General features: G+C 43.5%; 15 protein-coding genes and 1 riboswitch. Of the genes, 12 read left to right on the top strand and 3 right to left on the bottom strand.

What is annotated here, in order from left to right; genetic code table 11:
• Nucleotides 1-120 precede the first annotated feature (120 nt).
• A complete protein-coding gene (locus tag Q1A86_RS18935; RefSeq protein ID WP_299810255.1) occupies nucleotides 121-1,842 on the bottom strand; it encodes an MFS transporter in 1,722 nt (573 codons plus the stop codon).
• Nucleotides 1,843-2,108: 266 nt separating this feature from the next.
• On the opposite strand from Q1A86_RS18935, the gene def reads away from it, so the two are divergent.
• Both def and Q1A86_RS18925 read left to right on the top strand, forming a co-directional pair.
• Nucleotides 2,109-2,600, top strand: coding sequence for a peptide deformylase (def, locus tag Q1A86_RS18930; protein WP_299810252.1), 492 nt, complete (start codon nucleotides 2,109-2,111; stop codon nucleotides 2,598-2,600).
• Between the two features lie 195 nt (nucleotides 2,601-2,795).
• A complete protein-coding gene (locus Q1A86_RS18925) occupies nucleotides 2,796-3,311 on the top strand; it encodes a tRNA-uridine aminocarboxypropyltransferase (protein ID WP_299810249.1) in 516 nt (171 codons plus the stop codon).
• A gap of 112 nt (nucleotides 3,312-3,423) precedes the next feature.
• Here the strand turns inward: Q1A86_RS18925 and Q1A86_RS18920 are convergent, their stop codons facing one another.
• Nucleotides 3,424-4,119 carry a hemolysin III family protein gene (locus Q1A86_RS18920; protein WP_299810246.1) on the bottom strand — a complete coding sequence of 232 codons (696 nt, stop codon included), beginning with the start codon at nucleotides 4,117-4,119 and terminating at the stop codon, nucleotides 3,424-3,426.
• Between the two features lie 295 nt (nucleotides 4,120-4,414).
• Here Q1A86_RS18920 and Q1A86_RS18915 point away from each other — a divergent pair, with 295 nt between their 5' ends.
• The 8 genes from Q1A86_RS18915 (at nucleotide 4,415) to Q1A86_RS18880 (ending at nucleotide 12,941) form a co-directional block, all read left to right on the top strand.
• Nucleotides 4,415-5,497: a hypothetical protein gene (locus tag Q1A86_RS18915; protein ID WP_299810243.1), complete on the top strand. Its 1,083-nt coding sequence runs from the start codon at nucleotides 4,415-4,417 to the stop codon at nucleotides 5,495-5,497.
• Between the two features lie 205 nt (nucleotides 5,498-5,702).
• A riboswitch (TPP riboswitch) is annotated at nucleotides 5,703-5,801 on the top strand.
• Nucleotides 5,802-5,946: 145 nt separating this feature from the next.
• Entirely contained in the window at nucleotides 5,947-7,950 is a 2,004-nt protein-coding gene (gene thiC, locus Q1A86_RS18910; RefSeq protein ID WP_299810240.1) for a phosphomethylpyrimidine synthase ThiC, read from the top strand.
• 2 nt (nucleotides 7,951-7,952) lie between these two features.
• A complete protein-coding gene (thiE, locus tag Q1A86_RS18905) occupies nucleotides 7,953-9,545 on the top strand; it encodes a thiamine phosphate synthase (protein ID WP_299810237.1) in 1,593 nt (530 codons plus the stop codon).
• Between the two features lies 1 nt (nucleotide 9,546).
• Nucleotides 9,547-10,371, top strand: a complete 825-nt coding sequence (locus tag Q1A86_RS18900) for a HesA/MoeB/ThiF family protein (protein WP_299810234.1) — start codon at nucleotides 9,547-9,549, stop codon at nucleotides 10,369-10,371.
• Nucleotides 10,364-10,597: a sulfur carrier protein ThiS gene (gene thiS, locus Q1A86_RS18895; RefSeq protein ID WP_299810231.1), complete on the top strand. Its 234-nt coding sequence runs from the start codon at nucleotides 10,364-10,366 to the stop codon at nucleotides 10,595-10,597. Before Q1A86_RS18900 ends, thiS begins: the two co-directional genes overlap by 8 nt.
• A gap of 1 nt (nucleotide 10,598) precedes the next feature.
• Entirely contained in the window at nucleotides 10,599-11,363 is a 765-nt protein-coding gene (locus Q1A86_RS18890) for a thiazole synthase (protein ID WP_299810228.1), read from the top strand.
• 27 nt (nucleotides 11,364-11,390) lie between these two features.
• The gene (gene thiH / locus Q1A86_RS18885; protein WP_299810225.1) at nucleotides 11,391-12,497 is read left to right on the top strand and encodes a 2-iminoacetate synthase ThiH; all 1,107 of its coding nucleotides are present in this window, start codon (nucleotides 11,391-11,393) and stop codon (nucleotides 12,495-12,497) included.
• A 111-nt stretch (nucleotides 12,498-12,608) separates the two neighbouring features.
• On the top strand, nucleotides 12,609-12,941 hold the full coding sequence (locus tag Q1A86_RS18880; RefSeq protein WP_299810222.1) for a hypothetical protein: 333 nt from the start codon (nucleotides 12,609-12,611) through the stop codon (nucleotides 12,939-12,941).
• A gap of 609 nt (nucleotides 12,942-13,550) precedes the next feature.
• Here Q1A86_RS18880 and Q1A86_RS18875 read toward each other — a convergent pair.
• Entirely contained in the window at nucleotides 13,551-13,913 is a 363-nt protein-coding gene (locus Q1A86_RS18875) for a two-component system response regulator (protein ID WP_299810219.1), read from the bottom strand.
• Nucleotides 13,914-14,137: 224 nt separating this feature from the next.
• Here Q1A86_RS18875 and Q1A86_RS18870 point away from each other — a divergent pair, with 224 nt between their 5' ends.
• Together Q1A86_RS18870 and Q1A86_RS18865 are read left to right on the top strand one after the other, a co-directional pair.
• Entirely contained in the window at nucleotides 14,138-14,386 is a 249-nt protein-coding gene (locus Q1A86_RS18870) for a chemotaxis protein (RefSeq protein WP_299810216.1), read from the top strand.
• 242 nt (nucleotides 14,387-14,628) lie between these two features.
• Entirely contained in the window at nucleotides 14,629-15,951 is a 1,323-nt protein-coding gene (locus Q1A86_RS18865) for a diguanylate cyclase (RefSeq protein WP_299810213.1), read from the top strand.
• The last annotated feature ends 240 nt before the right edge of the window (nucleotides 15,952-16,191 follow it).

The raw sequence follows: 16,191 nt of genomic DNA, 5'->3' as shown, positions 1-16,191 counted from the left end.
TAAAAGTGCTCCGGATTAGTCACTCCGATATTTAAAGAAAAGCCCGTGAAAGTTCGCTTGCACGGGCTTTTTATCTCAAGGTTGGACCTATTTTTTTTAAAGCCAGTTTAGCTCCTCAAGTTAGCTTGCTTGAGCAAGTGTTGCATCGGTGTCGCTATCCGCTTGAGGTGTGGTACCAAACTTGTGGAACATAACCAGACCAAACGCAGTTAATAAGCCAAAACCACCAATGATGTACCACATCATATCTGGACGATTGGCGCCTTTGGCGACTTCAGCATATAGATAACCAGACAGTGGACCCGCGAGCAAGAAACCTATCGCCGAAGAAACAAAGTAGTAGCCCATAAACATGGCTTTTTTGTCATTAGGCGCGAAACTCGCTACATATTCTTGGCTCTTAGGTGAGGCAACCATTTCGCCGATTGAGAATACCAAAATAGAGGTCAGCACCATGGCCCCTCCCATGATGGCGCCATGAGCAATGCCGCCAATGGCAGTACCTATGGCGAGAATAATGGTACCGCCCACAAGCACAGGCAGAGCTTGGAAACGCTCTACGAAGCGACTGATCATCAACTGCATTACCACAATCGATAGGAAGTTAAGTCCGATAAGGTACTCTGGATTAACTTGGCGATATTCGCTAGCCCATGTTTGTGCGTACTGGGCTGCAGTCGCTGGTGTTTGTGCAATAGCGGCAAAAGCTTGGCTTATTTCTGCAGTTGGAACCATCACCTTAGTATGCACCAGTTCAAAGTAAGCCTGTTTTACATTGAGTGTGCCAGCAGTAACTTCATGGCTTAAACGGGTCATTTCTGATTGCAAAAGGCTTAAATCGACAGGAGCAAAGAACTGCTGTAAGTCAGGGTAACCCGCTAGCATCAAGACCAGATCAGAGGTATCGACAAAATCACGTATATAAATAGGTAAGGTAATAAAGATCTGCTGATAGACCATCCACATACCAGAGAGGATCAGCAGATAAATGACGAAAGGCTTATTACCTAGACTAATTTTTTGTGCATACCAAGGTGCTCGCTTGTTAGATGAGGCTAACTTGTCCCAGATGATATGAGCTGTGAACCAAACTGCGTACATGATTAATGTGGTTTCACCAGTGATCCATTTAGCGCCGTATGACATTAAAATGATTAAGGTACCGAAGAACAAAATAGCAAAGCGCGCGTTACCTAATACTTGTTGGATATCCTGGAATACCGCCTTAAGGGGCTTTCCTTTCTGCTGATTCTGATCCGTTGGCTCTTTATAGAAGAAATAAGCCGGGATGAAGTTAACCGCAATCCAGAAGGCAGACATGATAAATACCCAGTCCCAACTAATCGCCCTAACGTAGCCTGCGATAAATGGGCCCAAAAAGCCGCCGATATTGACCATCATATAGAAGATCCCGAAGCCTAATCCGCGGTTAGTTTCATCAGTGGTTCTTGCCACTGTGCCAGTGACTACAGGTTTAAAGCAGGCGGCACCCACCGCGACGCCCATAAAGGCGACAAAGAAGCCCATAAAAGTATCGACTTGGCCTAGTAAGTAATAACTTGGACACATGATTGCATAGGCGACAAGGAACATCTTTCGGTAGCCATAGCGGTCGGCAAGGGCGCCAGTGAGAACAGGGAATAGATAGAGAAAGAAGGGGATCATACCTTGGAGTAAACCACGTTCTTGTTCAGAGAACCCTAGACCACCTTGATTTTGTGGTGAGGTCATGTACAGCGAAGAAAGGGCAAAAAAGCCATACCAGGCAAGGCGTTCAAAGATCTCCATGGTATTGGCCACAAAGAATGTAGGGGGCAACGCAGTGCGTCCTGCTTGAGTCATATTATTATCCGTATATTTTATACATTTTGAATTATGCTACCACATGTTGCAAAAAAGTGGAGATTATTGTGCAAAATAGAAGCTCGTTGGTTCAGACGAAAGGAAGCAATAAGTGGGTGAGGCTTGGGTTGGTGCCCGAGGTGTGTCATTTTCAGTACGATTAATAGAGGTAGGAAATTGACTTAAATCCCTACTGGAGTTGCCTTTGTGCTTGATTCGGTCATAATAGCGCGAATTTTTTAGTTTACTTCTAGTGTGATAATAATATGGCAGTGTTAGACATTTTAACGATCCCCGATGAGCGCCTTAAGCGTAAAGCGGTTCCGGTAACAGATATTGAGTCTGTACAAGGCTTTATCGATGATTTGATTGAGACTATGTATGACACCGAAGATGGTATCGGTTTGGCTGCAACTCAAGTTGGTAGCTTGCATGCTATCTTAGTCATCGATCTCTCTGAGGAGCGTGATCAGCCAATGGTATTGATTAACCCTGAGATAGTTGAGTCTCGTGGTGAATACCAAGGCGAAGAGGGGTGTTTATCGATTCCTGGTTATCGCGCAAAGGTTAATCGCCATGAAGGCGTTAAAGTAAGTGCTTTAGATCGTGACGGTAAAGCCTTCGAAATCGATACCGATGAATTCTTAGCTATCGTTTTGCAGCATGAAATGGATCACCTCAATGGTGTGGTGTTTACTGATCACCTTTCTATGCTAAAGCAGCAGATTGCCTTAAAGAAAGTAAAAAAGTACAAATAGACTGCTAATTATTCGCTTTAGGTTATTGGCATCGCGCCATCGTTATAAAGCTTGTCAGTGATTGATGTCGATAAAGAATCAAAAAAAGCGTCCCTTTAAAAAGAGGGACGCTTTTTTGCTTTAAGTCTGTGAAATCAGCTTCTATAACGTGTTTCGGTATATACTCTTGCGGTTATTCAATTTTGAGTCAGTCCTGTGCAAGTCATTTTATTAACCCATGAACGTGAAGCTAGCCGTCCGACTAATACCGGCAATCTTGCCCTTAAATTGTTTCCCAACTATTGCCAGCGAGTGATGTGGTCACGTGTCGCACCTTCACCTGAGTTGTTAGCCAAGCTAGAAGAGCCTGGGACTGCACTGTTATTTCCAGAAGATGACACTGATAATAATGAGGTGAGTTCTGAAGAGAGTTTGAGCCAAACAGTGCAACAAATTCATAGAGACCCTGATTTGCAGTCACTGCCGACCACCTTAGTGATCTTAGATGCGACCTGGCAAGAAGCGCGCAAGATGCTTCGCCAAAGCCCTTACTTGAAAGCGGCTAAGACCTTTTCTTTAAAGAATAACCCTGAGTCGCAGTTTAGCTTGCGGCGTAATCAAATAGAGGGGGGACTGTGCACCATCGAGTGTATCATTGAGCTGTTTAAACAAGCGAGTATGCTAGATGAGGCCGAGCGACTCAGCGAAGCATTTCGAGCATTCTGCCTGTGAGTGGACTTAAAGAGTAAGTTATAAAGAGTAAAACGAACAAGGCACATTGAGTGCCTTTTTACATTATGGTATTGCAGTCAATGACGAAATAACATCTTTGCTCACTGATTATTTAAATCACCGTTAGGTAGATACAAAGGAAGTGGCAAATTGCGCCGCCTAATACAAATAAATGCCAAATTGCGTGATTAAAAGGGATGCGTTTAGCGACATAAAATATAACCCCTAAGCTGTAAAACAATCCGCCAGCGAGAAGCAGGTTAAAGCCAAGATCTGACATATTGGCGATAAGCTCTTTCATCACTGTCACACATAGCCAACCCATCAGCAGATATAGCACTAGGCTAAATGCTTTAAAGCGGCCAATAAACAGGGTTTTAAATAAAATTCCGCCTATTGCGAGTGACCAGATTGCCATTAATACCCAATCGGCATCGCTACTGGTTAAGGTGATCAGCATTAGCGGCGTATAGGTGCCAGCTATCAACAAGTAAATAGCACAGTGATCGGCGATTTTAAGCTTATGTTTTAAAAGCGGGGAAGTCGCACTGTGATAAAGCGTTGAGCATAAGAAAAGTAAAATAATGCTGGCACAGTAAACCACAACGCCTGTTAACTGAATAAAACTTAAGTGGTCATAACCCTTTAGCAAGCAAAGGATAAGCCCAACAATACCAATAACGACACCGAGTCCATGACTAATACTATTAGCCATTTCTTCTTTATCACAGTAAGTTGCAACGGTTATATGCTTACCGGTGCTGGGCGTTCCTTGCTTGTCTGACACTGTTGATTGTTCTATTACCATCGTATAAATGACTTCTGGTTTGACCACATTTAAGGGCAGTGTAACAGTTTTAGTTGGAAAAGCTAGACTTTAGGCTTACACGTGTAAGCTTAACTTCTCACTTAGCTTTTGAGTGCCATGTATGTCACAACGAAGGCTTTGTAGAAATATTGTTGAACTAAGGTAAGAGCTTGTTGTTCTAAGTTAAGGTATTAATGCAAGATTAATAGTATCAGCAGCGTTATCGAACACCTAGTGACTATCACGATTTAATGGACAAGGACTCGTGTAAAGCGTGCTTAAAAGGAATGAGCAATTGAGATTATCAGTAGAGCAGGAGGATAAATCTGCGAGACTAGAGGAAGTTGATTTCTGTTTTTCTGCGCAAATATCTGCAGAGCTCAAGGCTAACATGAAAATCCCAATAATTAGCCCCACAATTCAGAGCCTCTATGTTGCTCAGGCTGCAAGTACAAACCAAATTCCCATTACTGAGCAAGCTGTGGAGCCTAATACTCAGTACGGAGGGATTTACGCGAAGAGTGACTACCGGTTTAGCTGCAGCTTATTTCGGGAGGAAAGTGACAAAAGATACAAAAGATACTTCAAAGGCTTCATCTCTGCCTTGAGTGTGTTATTACTGCATATACTCGCAATTATTATACTCAACCTCCTTTGGACGCGTTCAGTTCCTATAGTACAGCAAGCTTCGGTTACTAAAATTCAATCCTATCTTTATCAAGCGCCTAACAAAGAACCTGAATTAGCATTGCTATTGGATCTAGACTCCAGTTCAGTATCAGCTGCCTTAGCAGAAAATTTAGCGCAAAAGTCGACTTTAAATCAGCCACAAGCAGACCACTTTGAGCCGAAAGTGACAAACATAATTAACAGCAAGGCCGGCAGTGCATTAAATGAGCAAATGAAGCCGTTAAAGCCAGCAATCATTGTGAGTTCAAAGCCTCAGATGTCCGCTGAATCAGGCCACGAGCGATTAGATTCAGCAATAAATAATCAGCTAGCTCAATCCAGTGTGCAAATGTTCACTCAGTCATATTTAGCAAGGCAGAGAGAGACTCACCTCGATGAGCAGATCCTTAATACAGCGGAGCAATACACCCAAAAACGTTCGTTAAGTGAGATGGATGGCACTATGCAGGAACTGATATTTGTAGAGGAGGATGAGTACAGTAAAATTATCACCACTCAGCATAGGCTAGATCCCAATAGAGTTTTAAAACAGGGCAATGATTGCTACCGAATCGTAAAAAATGGCAATCAAATTAATCCTTATGCAGAAAACCCGGGATATTGGTTTAACTGCGGAGAAGATAAAACCAAAAAAGCAATTAATGAGGCCATCGATAAACGGTTAGAGCAGCGAATGATAAGCCGTTAAGGCTTGAGCTTAGAATACTAAAATGGTGTATTTATCGAGGAAATTTGACTAATTAGAATTCATATTAATAGATGTGTTAGGCATGTAAATTATTTTAAGTCATTATATTTCAATTGATTATGACTATAAATAATGGTTGTAGACTTCTGGTCTAATAACTTTTTAAGCCCTTGTATCTCACCTGTAGATAGGTCTATACTGCCAGCTCATCTTGTCGGAGTGCCATATGGCTGAGACCGTTAATTCGGGATCCGTTGAACCTGATCAGGCTAGAACCTGCGAAGGAAACAAGCGAAATAACTGTATAAAAGGCTTTTAAATAAGCGCTAAAAGCAGTTTTTCGGTGGTTACGTGTAACTAGAATTTACTGTTAGTTAGATGTTCAACTTTTCACATTCTCATTTTCTCCTGGCAAGCAACTTCATTTCTAATAAAAAGTGAGTTTGCTAATGTCAAATCGTCGCGAAACCCGTGCTCAAGCACAACAGTTTATTGATAACCTAAAACCACTGCAGCACCCAAATTCCGAGAAAGTTTACCTTGAAGGTAGCCGTCCAGATCTTAAAGTCGGCATGCGTCAGATCCACCAGACCGATACCTTAGTTGGCGGTGATGAAGCCAATCCAGTGTTTGAAGCCAACCCGCCGCTAAAAGTGTATGACTGCGCTGGGGCCTATTCAGATCCCGATGCCAATATTGATGTACGTAAAGGCCTTGAAAAATTCCGTGAAAACTGGATTGAAGAACGAGATGATACCGAGCAGCTACAAGGTGCAAGCTCAGGTTTTACCCAGCAGCGTCTCGCCGATGACGGCTTAGATCATTTACGTTTCGAGTCCTTGTTACCTCCGCGCCGTGCAAAAGAAGGCAAACGTGTCACGCAATTGCATTATGCCCGCCAAGGCATTATCACCCCTGAGATGGAGTACATTGCGATACGTGAAAATATGGCGAAGTCTGAGGTAACCGACCCTATTTTGACCCAAAAGGATAAAGGTGAGAGCTTTGGCGCCGTGATTGGCGAGCCCATTACGGCTGAATTTGTAAGACAAGAAATTGCGCGCGGCCGTGCGATTATTCCTCTAAACATCAACCATCCAGAAGCCGAGCCAATGATAATTGGCCGCAACTTCTTGGTTAAAGTCAACGCCAATATCGGTAATTCGGCGGTGACCTCATCCATTGAGGAAGAAGTTGAAAAGCTGGTTTGGTCGACCCGTTGGGGCGCCGACACTGTCATGGACCTGTCGACAGGGCGCTATATTCACGAGACTCGTGAATGGATTATTCGTAACTCACCCGTGCCAATAGGTACCGTACCTATCTATCAAGCATTAGAGAAGGTTAATGGCGTTGCCGAAGATCTTAACTGGGAAACGTTCCGCGATACCTTAATCGAACAAGCCGAGCAGGGGGTTGATTACTTCACTATTCATGCGGGTGTATTGCTACGTTACGTGCCCATGACCGCTAAACGTCTTACGGGTATTGTTTCTCGTGGTGGCTCTATCATGGCCAAATGGTGCCTATCGCACCATAAAGAGAATTTCTTGTATGAGCATTTCAGAGATATTTGTGAGATCTGCGCCGCCTATGATGTGTCACTTTCATTAGGCGATGGCATGCGCCCTGGCTCGATTGCCGATGCCAACGATGAGGCTCAGTTCTCTGAGCTAGAAACTTTAGGTGAGCTCGTTAAGGTTGCTTGGGAATATGACGTGCAAACAATCATCGAAGGTCCAGGCCATATTCCCATGAACTTGATTAAAGAGAACATGGATAAGCAGCTTGAAGCATGTGATGAAGCGCCGTTTTATACCTTAGGCCCACAAACTACCGATATTGCTCCAGGTTATGATCACTTTACCTCTGGCATTGGCGCTGCAATGATTGCTTGGTATGGCTGTGCAATGCTGTGTTATGTCACCCCCAAAGAGCATTTAGGCCTGCCTAACAAGGAAGATGTTAAGCAAGGACTGATCGCTTATAAGATTGCAGCTCACGCAGGTGATGTGGCTAAAGGGCATCCAAGCGCGCAAATTCGTGACAACGCATTATCAAAAGCCCGTTTCGAGTTTCGCTGGGAAGACCAATACAACCTAGGTTTAGATCCTGAAACGGCGCGTGCTTACCACGATGAATCACTTCCACAAGAGTCTGCAAAAATCGCACATTTTTGCTCTATGTGTGGCCCTAAGTTTTGCTCGATGAAGATCACTCAAGAAGTCCGTGATTATGCAGCAGCGCAAGAGCGTGAGGCAGAGACTAAAGCGATAGATATCAAATCTGCTGCAGAGTATGACTCATACACAGGTAGTGACTCTGAAACTGCAACACTCGCTTCGCAAAGAGAGTTAGGTATGGCGCAGATGTCGGCCGAGTTTAAAGCCAAAGGCGCTGAGCTTTATCATGAAGCGAGTCATAAACAGCCTGATGTTGCGCTAGAGGATTAATCATGGCAAACGCACATACCTTGCCTGTGAGTCGTCCTGTTGTGTGGACGATAGCGGGCTCTGATAGTGGTGGTGGGGCGGGTATTCAAGCGGATCTGGCCAGCATGTCAGATTTAGATTGCCATGCCTGCAGCGTTATCACCGCCGTGACTGCTCAGAGTTCTGTCACTGTGGCTTTGGTTGAGTCGGTATCAAACCAAATGCTTAAGTCTCAACTAGACACATTAGTTAGCGATCTACCGCCAGCAGCCATTAAAATTGGCTTGCTGGCTGAGCAGGCTCAAATTGACCTATTAGCAAAATGGTTAGCTGAGCAACAAACTAGTTGGCGCCAATCAGGCATTAACGTGCCAGTGATTTTAGATCCTGTGATGGTAGCAACTTGCGGCGATGCGCTAGCAAATGGTGGGGGCTTAGACTTTACACCACTTAAAGGTTTGTTGACGTTAATCACGCCTAATGTGAGTGAGTTAGCCATTCTGGCTGCAACTGAATTAGAGAGTGTTCATGCATGTATCGCTGCGGCTAAACAGCTATCGACAGAGTTAAACACTTCGGTGCTAGCTAAAGGTGGCGATCTTGGGCCCGCTTGGTGTCAACATCAAGCTAATGATTTGCTGGTGTGTACCAATGTTGATGGGATCTCCGATAAGCATCAGTGGCAGAGTTTTTGGTTATCGAGTCAGCGTGTCGATAACCACAACAATCATGGAACAGGCTGCACATTATCATCAGCAATAGCGTCAGTCATGGCACATGGCTTCGTGCTTAATGATGCGGTTGTAGTGGCTAAGGCTTATGTCAATGCGGGATTGATTGCCAGCTATCAACCGGGCAGTGGACCTGGGTGTTTGGCAAGAACCGCTTGGCCAGCAGACTTACAGCGATTTCCCTATATTAAACAAATCACAGCATGTGACATTGAACCTATATCATTTGCTGCTAGCGAATTGATAAATAATCAGCAAGGTGAATTTAAGCAGATTGATGGCCCATTGGGGTTATATCCCGTTGTCGCAGATGTTGAACTGTTAGAAACCTTGTTAATAGCTGGCGCTAAGACAATTCAACTAAGAGTAAAGGATGCAAATTCGCCGACTCTTGAAGCACAAATCATCAAAGCGATTGCTCTTGGTCGCGACTATCGGGCGCGAGTGTTTATTAACGATCACTGGCAGCTTGCTATTAAGCACCAAGCTTACGGCGTTCACCTTGGTCAGGAAGACTTGATAGACAGCAATTTGAAGCAGTTACGTGAGGACGGCATTGCACTTGGGTTATCGAGTCATAGCTATTTCGAAATACTATTGGCAAAGCAACACCAGCCTTCATATATCGCATTCGGGCATATATTTCCTACCACTACCAAGCAGATGCCATCTCTGCCACAGGGGCTGGAAAAACTGAGCCGTTACGTGTCCTTGATGAAAGGCGAGCTGCCAATTGTCGCTATTGGCGGCATAGATGCTGCGCGGCTTAAAAGCGTTAAAGCGACAGGTGTGGATGACATTGCAGTGGTGCGGGCCTTAACTCAGTCCGATGATCCCACTACTGCGTTTATCGCTCTCGAACGGGCATGGGCTGATGAGAAATAGTATGTCACTCACTGATAGTGATTTTTTACGATACTCGCGTCAGGTGTTATTGCCTGAAGTTGGCGAGGCGGGTCAAATCGCATTTGCCAAATCTCATGTTGTTATTATTGGTGTGGGTGGTTTGGGCAATTTAGTTTCCCAACAGCTCGCCGCCGCGGGTGTGGGTCATATCACTCTTGTTGATGGAGATAAGGTCGAGCTTTCAAATTTACCGAGGCAATTATTATTTGATGATGCCGATATCGGTAAGAATAAAGCGCTGGTGGCCAAGGACAAACTCAGTCGTGCGTACACTCAAACTAAGCTTCTAGCGGTGAGTGAACATTTAACACAAGGCAATATTAATCAGGTGTTAACCGTCGATGGTCAATATGATCTTTTACTCGACTGCACTGATAACTTCGACACTCGGCAGCGGGTAAATCGGTTTGCCATCCAGAGTCTAACTCCTCTAGTGTCGGCATCGGTAGCACATTTTCAAGGGCAGCTGCTCAATATTAATCAAGCTCATAATCCACAATCAGGTTGTTATCACTGTTTATATCCAGCGGATATGTCGGTGAGTCAAACTTGTCAAACGGTCGGTATTTTGGGACCCATGGTCGCAGCGTTAGCGTCGATGCAGGCATTAATGGCACTGCAGCATTTGCTCGGAGATAGGCAAACCGTCGGTAAACTGTTTCGATTCGATGGCAAATGCTTTAGCTGGCGCGAAGCCCGTTTACCGCGCAGCCCCGAGTGTGTGATCTGCAGAAGAGAGCAAGATGAATCAGGACTAGAATTAGACTGCGGTAAGTTTATGTCTACGGAGAAAGAATATGTATAAAGGTGATGACAGCATTGTTATCAATATCAATGATGAGCTCAAACAAGTTGCGAACAATTCGACAGTGCAAAGCGTGATTGAAATGTATGCAGAGGTGAGGGGCGTCGATATTCTCGGGATTGCTGCTGCGATAAATGGTGAAGTCTTGCCTCGTAGTCGCTGGCTTACAGAATGTTGTCAGGCAGGCGATAAGCTTGAAATTTTTTCTGTGGTAGCTGGAGGCTAATATGTTAACGATTGCCGATCATCAATTTGAATCGAGATTATTTACTGGCACTGGAAAATTCGCAACGGCAGAAACCATGTTGGATGCGGTAGTGGCTTCTGAGTCTGAGCTAGTGACTTTGGCCGTTAAAAGACTGGATCTTAATCATGGCAGTGACAATATTCTTAAGCCATTGCTCGCTAGCGGGGTAAAGCTATTGCCTAATACTGCGGGGGCGCGGAATGTTAAAGAAGCGCTGTTTGCTGCTCATCTTGCGCGGGAAATGCTGGGGACGAACTGGGTGAAGTTGGAGATCCATCCGGATCCTAAATACCTGATGCCTGATCCCATCGAAACCTTAGAGGCGGCGCGGATATTATGCGAACAGGGATATGTGGTTTTACCCTATGTGCACGCCGACCCTGTTTTGTGTCGACGTCTTGAGGAAGTCGGCTGCGCGGCGGTTATGCCGCTTGGCAGTCCTATCGGTTCAAATCAGGGGCTGGCAAGCGAACCTTTCTTAAAGATCATTATTGAGCAGGCCAAAGTCCCCGTGATTGTTGATGCGGGGATTGGTGCGCCGTCTCAGGCTACTCATGCGATGGAGCTCGGCGCCGATGCTGTGCTGGTTAATACTGCTATCGCCAGTAGCAGCGATCCCGTGGCTATGGGGCGCTGTTTTGCACAAGCGGTCAATACGGGACGACAAGCTTATATTGCCGGTTTAGGCGCGGTAAGTCATCAAGCGCACAATACCAGTCCGTTAACGGGTTTCTTAAATGATTAGTGTCTGCGTAGCCTTTAAGGAGTGTTTATGAGCTTTGTCGATGTGTTTAAAAAGCTGTCTCGCTCAGAACTTAAACTGAGATTGTACTCAAGCACAGCGGCAGATGTTGAACATGCACTGCAGAGGCCTTCGGGGGATGTAGACAGTTTACTCGCGCTCTTGTCGCCGGCAGCTGAACCCTATCTTGAACAGATGGCCCAGCAGGCCGTCGCGTTAACTCGGCAGCGATTTGGCGCGAGTATCGGCATGTATATTCCTTTATACCTTTCAAATCTCTGTGCTAATGAGTGTGATTATTGCGGCTTTACTATGAGCAATAAAATCAAACGTAAGACTTTGACCGAAAGCGAAATTAAAAACGAGATGGGATTGATAAAGGCCATGGGCTACGACTCAATCTTGCTGGTATCGGGCGAGCATGAGTCTAAAGTAGGCGTTCCTTACTTCAAGCAGATCTTGCCACTGGTTACCAAGCAATTTAGCCATGTGGCTATGGAAGTACAGCCGTTAGAAGCGTCAGACTATACAGAGTTGGTTGCAGAAGGGCTCGATGCGGTGATGCTTTACCAAGAAACCTATAATCCAGTGACTTATAGTGACCACCATACTCGTGGAAAGAAGAAAGACTTTGCCTACCGTCTCGAGTCACCCGATAGAGTGGCGAGAGCAGGTGTCGATAAAATAGGTTTAGGGGTATTACTCGGCTTAGATGATTGGCGGTTAGATGCGCTTTTAATGGGGCATCACTTAGACTACATGGAGAAAACTTATTGGCGCAGTCGTTATAGTATCTCCTTGCCAAGACTGAGACCTTGTACTGGCGGGGTAACACCAAAGGTTGAGCTGACCGATAAAGGTCTAGTACAGATGATTTGTGCATTTAGGTTGTTTAATCAACAGCTAGAGATTAGCCTATCTACAAGGGAAACGCCTAAGCTACGGGACAATCTATTTGGACTTGGGGTGACTCATGTTAGTGCCGGAAGCTCGACGCAGCCCGGTGGCTATGTCGAACCCAACACTGAGCTAGATCAGTTTGAGATCAGCGATGAGCGCACGCCGCAAGTGGTTGCCAAAGCAATGCTTGAGCGAGGATTAAACCCTGTTTGGAAAGACTGGGAATCGGGATGGTAAGGTGTTGGGATTAAAGGTTTTTGGCTTAACTGCTAGTCATGGGCTAATCTCAACTTTTTGCGAGCTTTAGTTTAGTTAGTTAAAAAATCAATTGAATGGATGCATTGAGATATGTTTAGACACAGTAGAGTTGTGGAACTCGGTGGTAATCAGATTAAAATTGATTACCACAGTCTATCGGGGCGTTTAACGCTTGTGAGCGAAGGTAATATCCTATTTGATAAGTCGTTATGGTTGCCTTATAAGCGATTCCCAATCAATATGTTTGGTCTGCACTATCAAATCAAGGCGTTAATTTTCCCGGTTAATAAAATTGGTGTATATCACTATGAGCGGCCTATTTGCTCGGATTTATTTCCTGAGTTGAAACGCTATAGCCTGATCTCTTTTACTTTCACCAGTATAAAAAGATTGGCTATGGTGTTTGCGTATGCCTTTAGTTAGTAAATAATATCAGCCTGTTAATAGCATCAATGGTAAGGGGCACTTTAATAAGCTCTCTTTTAATAAGAGTCTCTTTAGTTGGAAACACTTTGGATGAATATTTGAGATCTATAGTGTTGAAAATTAATGGATAAGAAATTAATAGACTACTAGGTTGAAAAATAGCGACTATTTTTAAATCGCGGCTATGATAGACCGTTTGTTTGATAGGAATAGGTAAAAAGGAGCAGGGATGCAATCATTGAATAAAAAGCTAGAAGCTCATCTTTCTCTGTAAATGTAAACATTGTGATAGCGAGCGTGTTTATGTGTCGTTTGTATTTATTCTAAATCTTGTCGCTTATCCACTTGGAGTCGCACTGTTTACGCTGGTGGGTATACAGCTATTACCCGTTAAAATACGCTGTCGAGAGTGTAAACAAAGATGCTTTGTCAGTGGCATTTATCACTAAAGCTGTGACCTATAATCTTATTAAAAACAGGTGGTTGATTGGTAATGGTCGTTGACCGTTAGCAAGAAAAGGTGCAGTTTTAGAATGACGCGAAAGCATCTAGGCTCATTCTCAAGCGTGTTAAAGCCTGTTTAGTGTGATGAATGTTAATATCGTATTAGAGATACTTTTTTAGTATCCCAAACACTTCAGTTGGGCTAATAGGCTTTGCAAGGTAACCATCGGCACCTAATCGTAATCCAAGGTTTTCATCGGACTCTTCTGCAAGTGCACTGACAATGATGACTGGGAGTCGAGTTGTTTGAGGGGCTTGCTTAAGATCTTTAAGTACTTGGTAACCATTTTTACCCGGCATCATGATATCTAAAAAGATAACATTGGGTTGTTGGATACTAGCAATTTCAATAACGTCGGCCCCTGAGTTCACTGTGGTAACTTGGTAGTCATCGCCAAGAACTGACAATAAAAGACTCGAACAAATAGGATCATCATCCACGACCAGTATTTTTGCTTTGTTCATTCAGATTATTCTCCTAAGCTCACCAGTGTTCGGGCTTCAACCTTTAATTAACAACCCTATCATTATACTGGGATATTAGCTAATTCTAGCACTATTTCTCACAGTTTAGCCCTTTGAAACAGTGCTGTGATATGGATAATGCTATCTCTGGGCTTGTGGCTGTACTTCGCACAAAAATTAGATAATAATTGACCAATTAAGTTCCTATTTTTGTGTGAGGGATTATGCAGATACCACCGAGTGTTATTTCTGGGCAAAATGGCTTTCAGTCTGCTCAGTCAGATTTAACCCAGTCGACAATCGATGTCGCTGGTGCGAGTCAATCAGTATCAGGCACAACAACGGTTTCCAGTGGGAGTACGACAGAAGCGTTAGTCGATGCAACGCAAGCTGGCTTTCATGGGCAAGCCTCTGCAGAGGCTATACAAGTCTCATCTGATACAATTGGGACCTTGATTGATATTAGAGTATAAAACTTGGACTTATTCTTATAGTAAAAGCGCTCTACTAGAGCGTTTTTTGCTATCTAATGTTAATTCCCTTGTCAGTTTTATTCTTAACAGCAGCAATAGCTAATTATCTTCTATCATAAATTGGCTATTATTCTTTGAACCGTAGAGTTCATTTCCCATTCAATTAATTCTGTACAGATAAGGAATATATCGATATTAGCAATTTTAAAGTTGAAATATTTGCGATGAATAAATGGTGATTCATGGTTGTCAAAATCAAGACTAAAGTATACCTATTGTTTGCCAGCCTTATGATCATTGGTGTGTTAAATTTCTCTCTAATGACAGAAATGGAAAAGATTTCAGAGCAAGATTATAGATTAGTCCTGCATACACATATAGTGATTAGGCATGGTGAAGAATTATTAGGCCAGATACGTGATGCCGAAACGGGCCAAAGAGGCTACCTGTTAACAGGCGATGAGAAATATCTTGAGCCATTTTTTTCTGGTGTAGAAAAGAGTGAGAATGACTTACGCACACTCACGGATCTGACTCGGGGGAATCAAAATCAGCAGCAACGCTTATTAAGAATTATGAAGCTGATCAACGAAAAGATCATGGAGTTGAATACTACTATCGAACTTTATAAGGCAGGTGAAATAGATAAATCGATACAGTTGGTTTCCAGTGACTATGGCAAGAATATCATGGATAGGATCCGAATTGAGATGAGCGACTTTCAGGTTGAAGAGGAAAGTCTTCTGAAAGCGCGAAGAAAAACATACTCAAATAGGCAAGAGGCTATTCATTATATATTCATGTTAGAGTCAGTACTTTTTTTTTCCTCGCTTATTATTATCCTTTGGTATGTAAATAAAAGCATGTTACGTCCCCTTTCTAAATTAACTAAGTCAGCAAGAGAGTACCAGTTCAATAAAGACTTTAACCCCGTTCAAATATCAACAGAAGATGAGATAGGTGAGCTAGCATCAGCTTTTAACCTAATGGCAGAGAGAGTCATTCAGTCAAGGGATGCCCTCGTTGATGATAATCAGAAGACACAAACTAAGCTCGATGATGCACTACACGATGCGACAACAGATACTCTAACGGGTCTAAAAAATCGTCGTTATATGCTTGAGCAGGCAAAGCTGCATATATCCGCATGCCAACGTTACAAACATGATCTGAGTATTATCATGTTTGATATTGATCATTTTAAACGCATTAATGACAACTATGGCCACGCTTCGGGTGATGAGGTTTTACGGATCTTAGGGCGTTATGTTAGAGACAATATACGCTCGTCAGATCTAGGGGTGCGATATGGTGGAGAGGAGTTTGTTATTCTTTTACCTTACACTTCGCTAGAGAGTGCGGTTTTGATGGCAGAAGATTTAAGGAAAACAGTTGAAGCCATGGTGTTTTCAGTGCTTGAACAGCACTCGATGACAATTAGTCTAGGCGTGGCCAAGTTGAATAGGGATGATATTGCTCTCGATGCTTTGATTATGCGTGCCGATAAGGCCTTATATGAATCTAAGCATAACGGACGAAATCGAGTCACTGTTTCGAACCATTAGCTTTTAAAAGTGACGGGCATCAATAGAGGCTTAATTTAATACTCAGCTGGCATTAAAAGAGCTGATATTCAGGCGACTTTTTAGCTCGTTCTTAAAAGTGACTAATGTGAACTAAAAGTTTGAATAGCTCATATAAATAACTTATATGAATAAAGCTGTCAAGGGTGGCTAAATGCATAGAAGTTGCATCAATGATAGCAGAGTAAGCAGAGTGAATTGAGGTTAGCAAGGTGCACTTAG

The organism is uncultured Shewanella sp., assembly GCF_947497935.1.
Lineage (GTDB): Bacteria > Pseudomonadota > Gammaproteobacteria > Enterobacterales > Shewanellaceae > Shewanella.
Note: the sequence above shows the minus strand (reverse complement) of the source record. Positions and strands in the feature narration are given on the sequence as shown.

Bases quoted from the DNA above. Each gene is read 5' to 3' on its own strand.
- Q1A86_RS18935 (WP_299810255.1), bottom strand. From the start codon at position 1,842: ATGACTCAAGCAGGACGCACTGCGTTGCCCCCTACATTCTTTGTGGCC.
- def (WP_299810252.1), top strand. From the start codon at position 2,109: ATGGCAGTGTTAGACATTTTAACGATCCCCGATGAGCGCCTTAAGCGT.
- Q1A86_RS18920 (WP_299810246.1), bottom strand. From the start codon at position 4,119: ATGGTAATAGAACAATCAACAGTGTCAGACAAGCAAGGAACGCCCAGC.
- thiC (WP_299810240.1), top strand. From the start codon at position 5,947: ATGTCAAATCGTCGCGAAACCCGTGCTCAAGCACAACAGTTTATTGAT.
- thiE (WP_299810237.1), top strand. From the start codon at position 7,953: ATGGCAAACGCACATACCTTGCCTGTGAGTCGTCCTGTTGTGTGGACG.
- Q1A86_RS18900 (WP_299810234.1), top strand. From the start codon at position 9,547: ATGTCACTCACTGATAGTGATTTTTTACGATACTCGCGTCAGGTGTTA.
- thiS (WP_299810231.1), top strand. From the start codon at position 10,364: ATGTATAAAGGTGATGACAGCATTGTTATCAATATCAATGATGAGCTC.
- Q1A86_RS18890 (WP_299810228.1), top strand. From the start codon at position 10,599: ATGTTAACGATTGCCGATCATCAATTTGAATCGAGATTATTTACTGGC.
- thiH (WP_299810225.1), top strand. From the start codon at position 11,391: ATGAGCTTTGTCGATGTGTTTAAAAAGCTGTCTCGCTCAGAACTTAAA.
- Q1A86_RS18880 (WP_299810222.1), top strand. From the start codon at position 12,609: ATGTTTAGACACAGTAGAGTTGTGGAACTCGGTGGTAATCAGATTAAA.
- Q1A86_RS18875 (WP_299810219.1), bottom strand. From the start codon at position 13,913: ATGAACAAAGCAAAAATACTGGTCGTGGATGATGATCCTATTTGTTCG.
- Q1A86_RS18870 (WP_299810216.1), top strand. From the start codon at position 14,138: ATGCAGATACCACCGAGTGTTATTTCTGGGCAAAATGGCTTTCAGTCT.
- Q1A86_RS18865 (WP_299810213.1), top strand. From the start codon at position 14,629: ATGGTTGTCAAAATCAAGACTAAAGTATACCTATTGTTTGCCAGCCTT.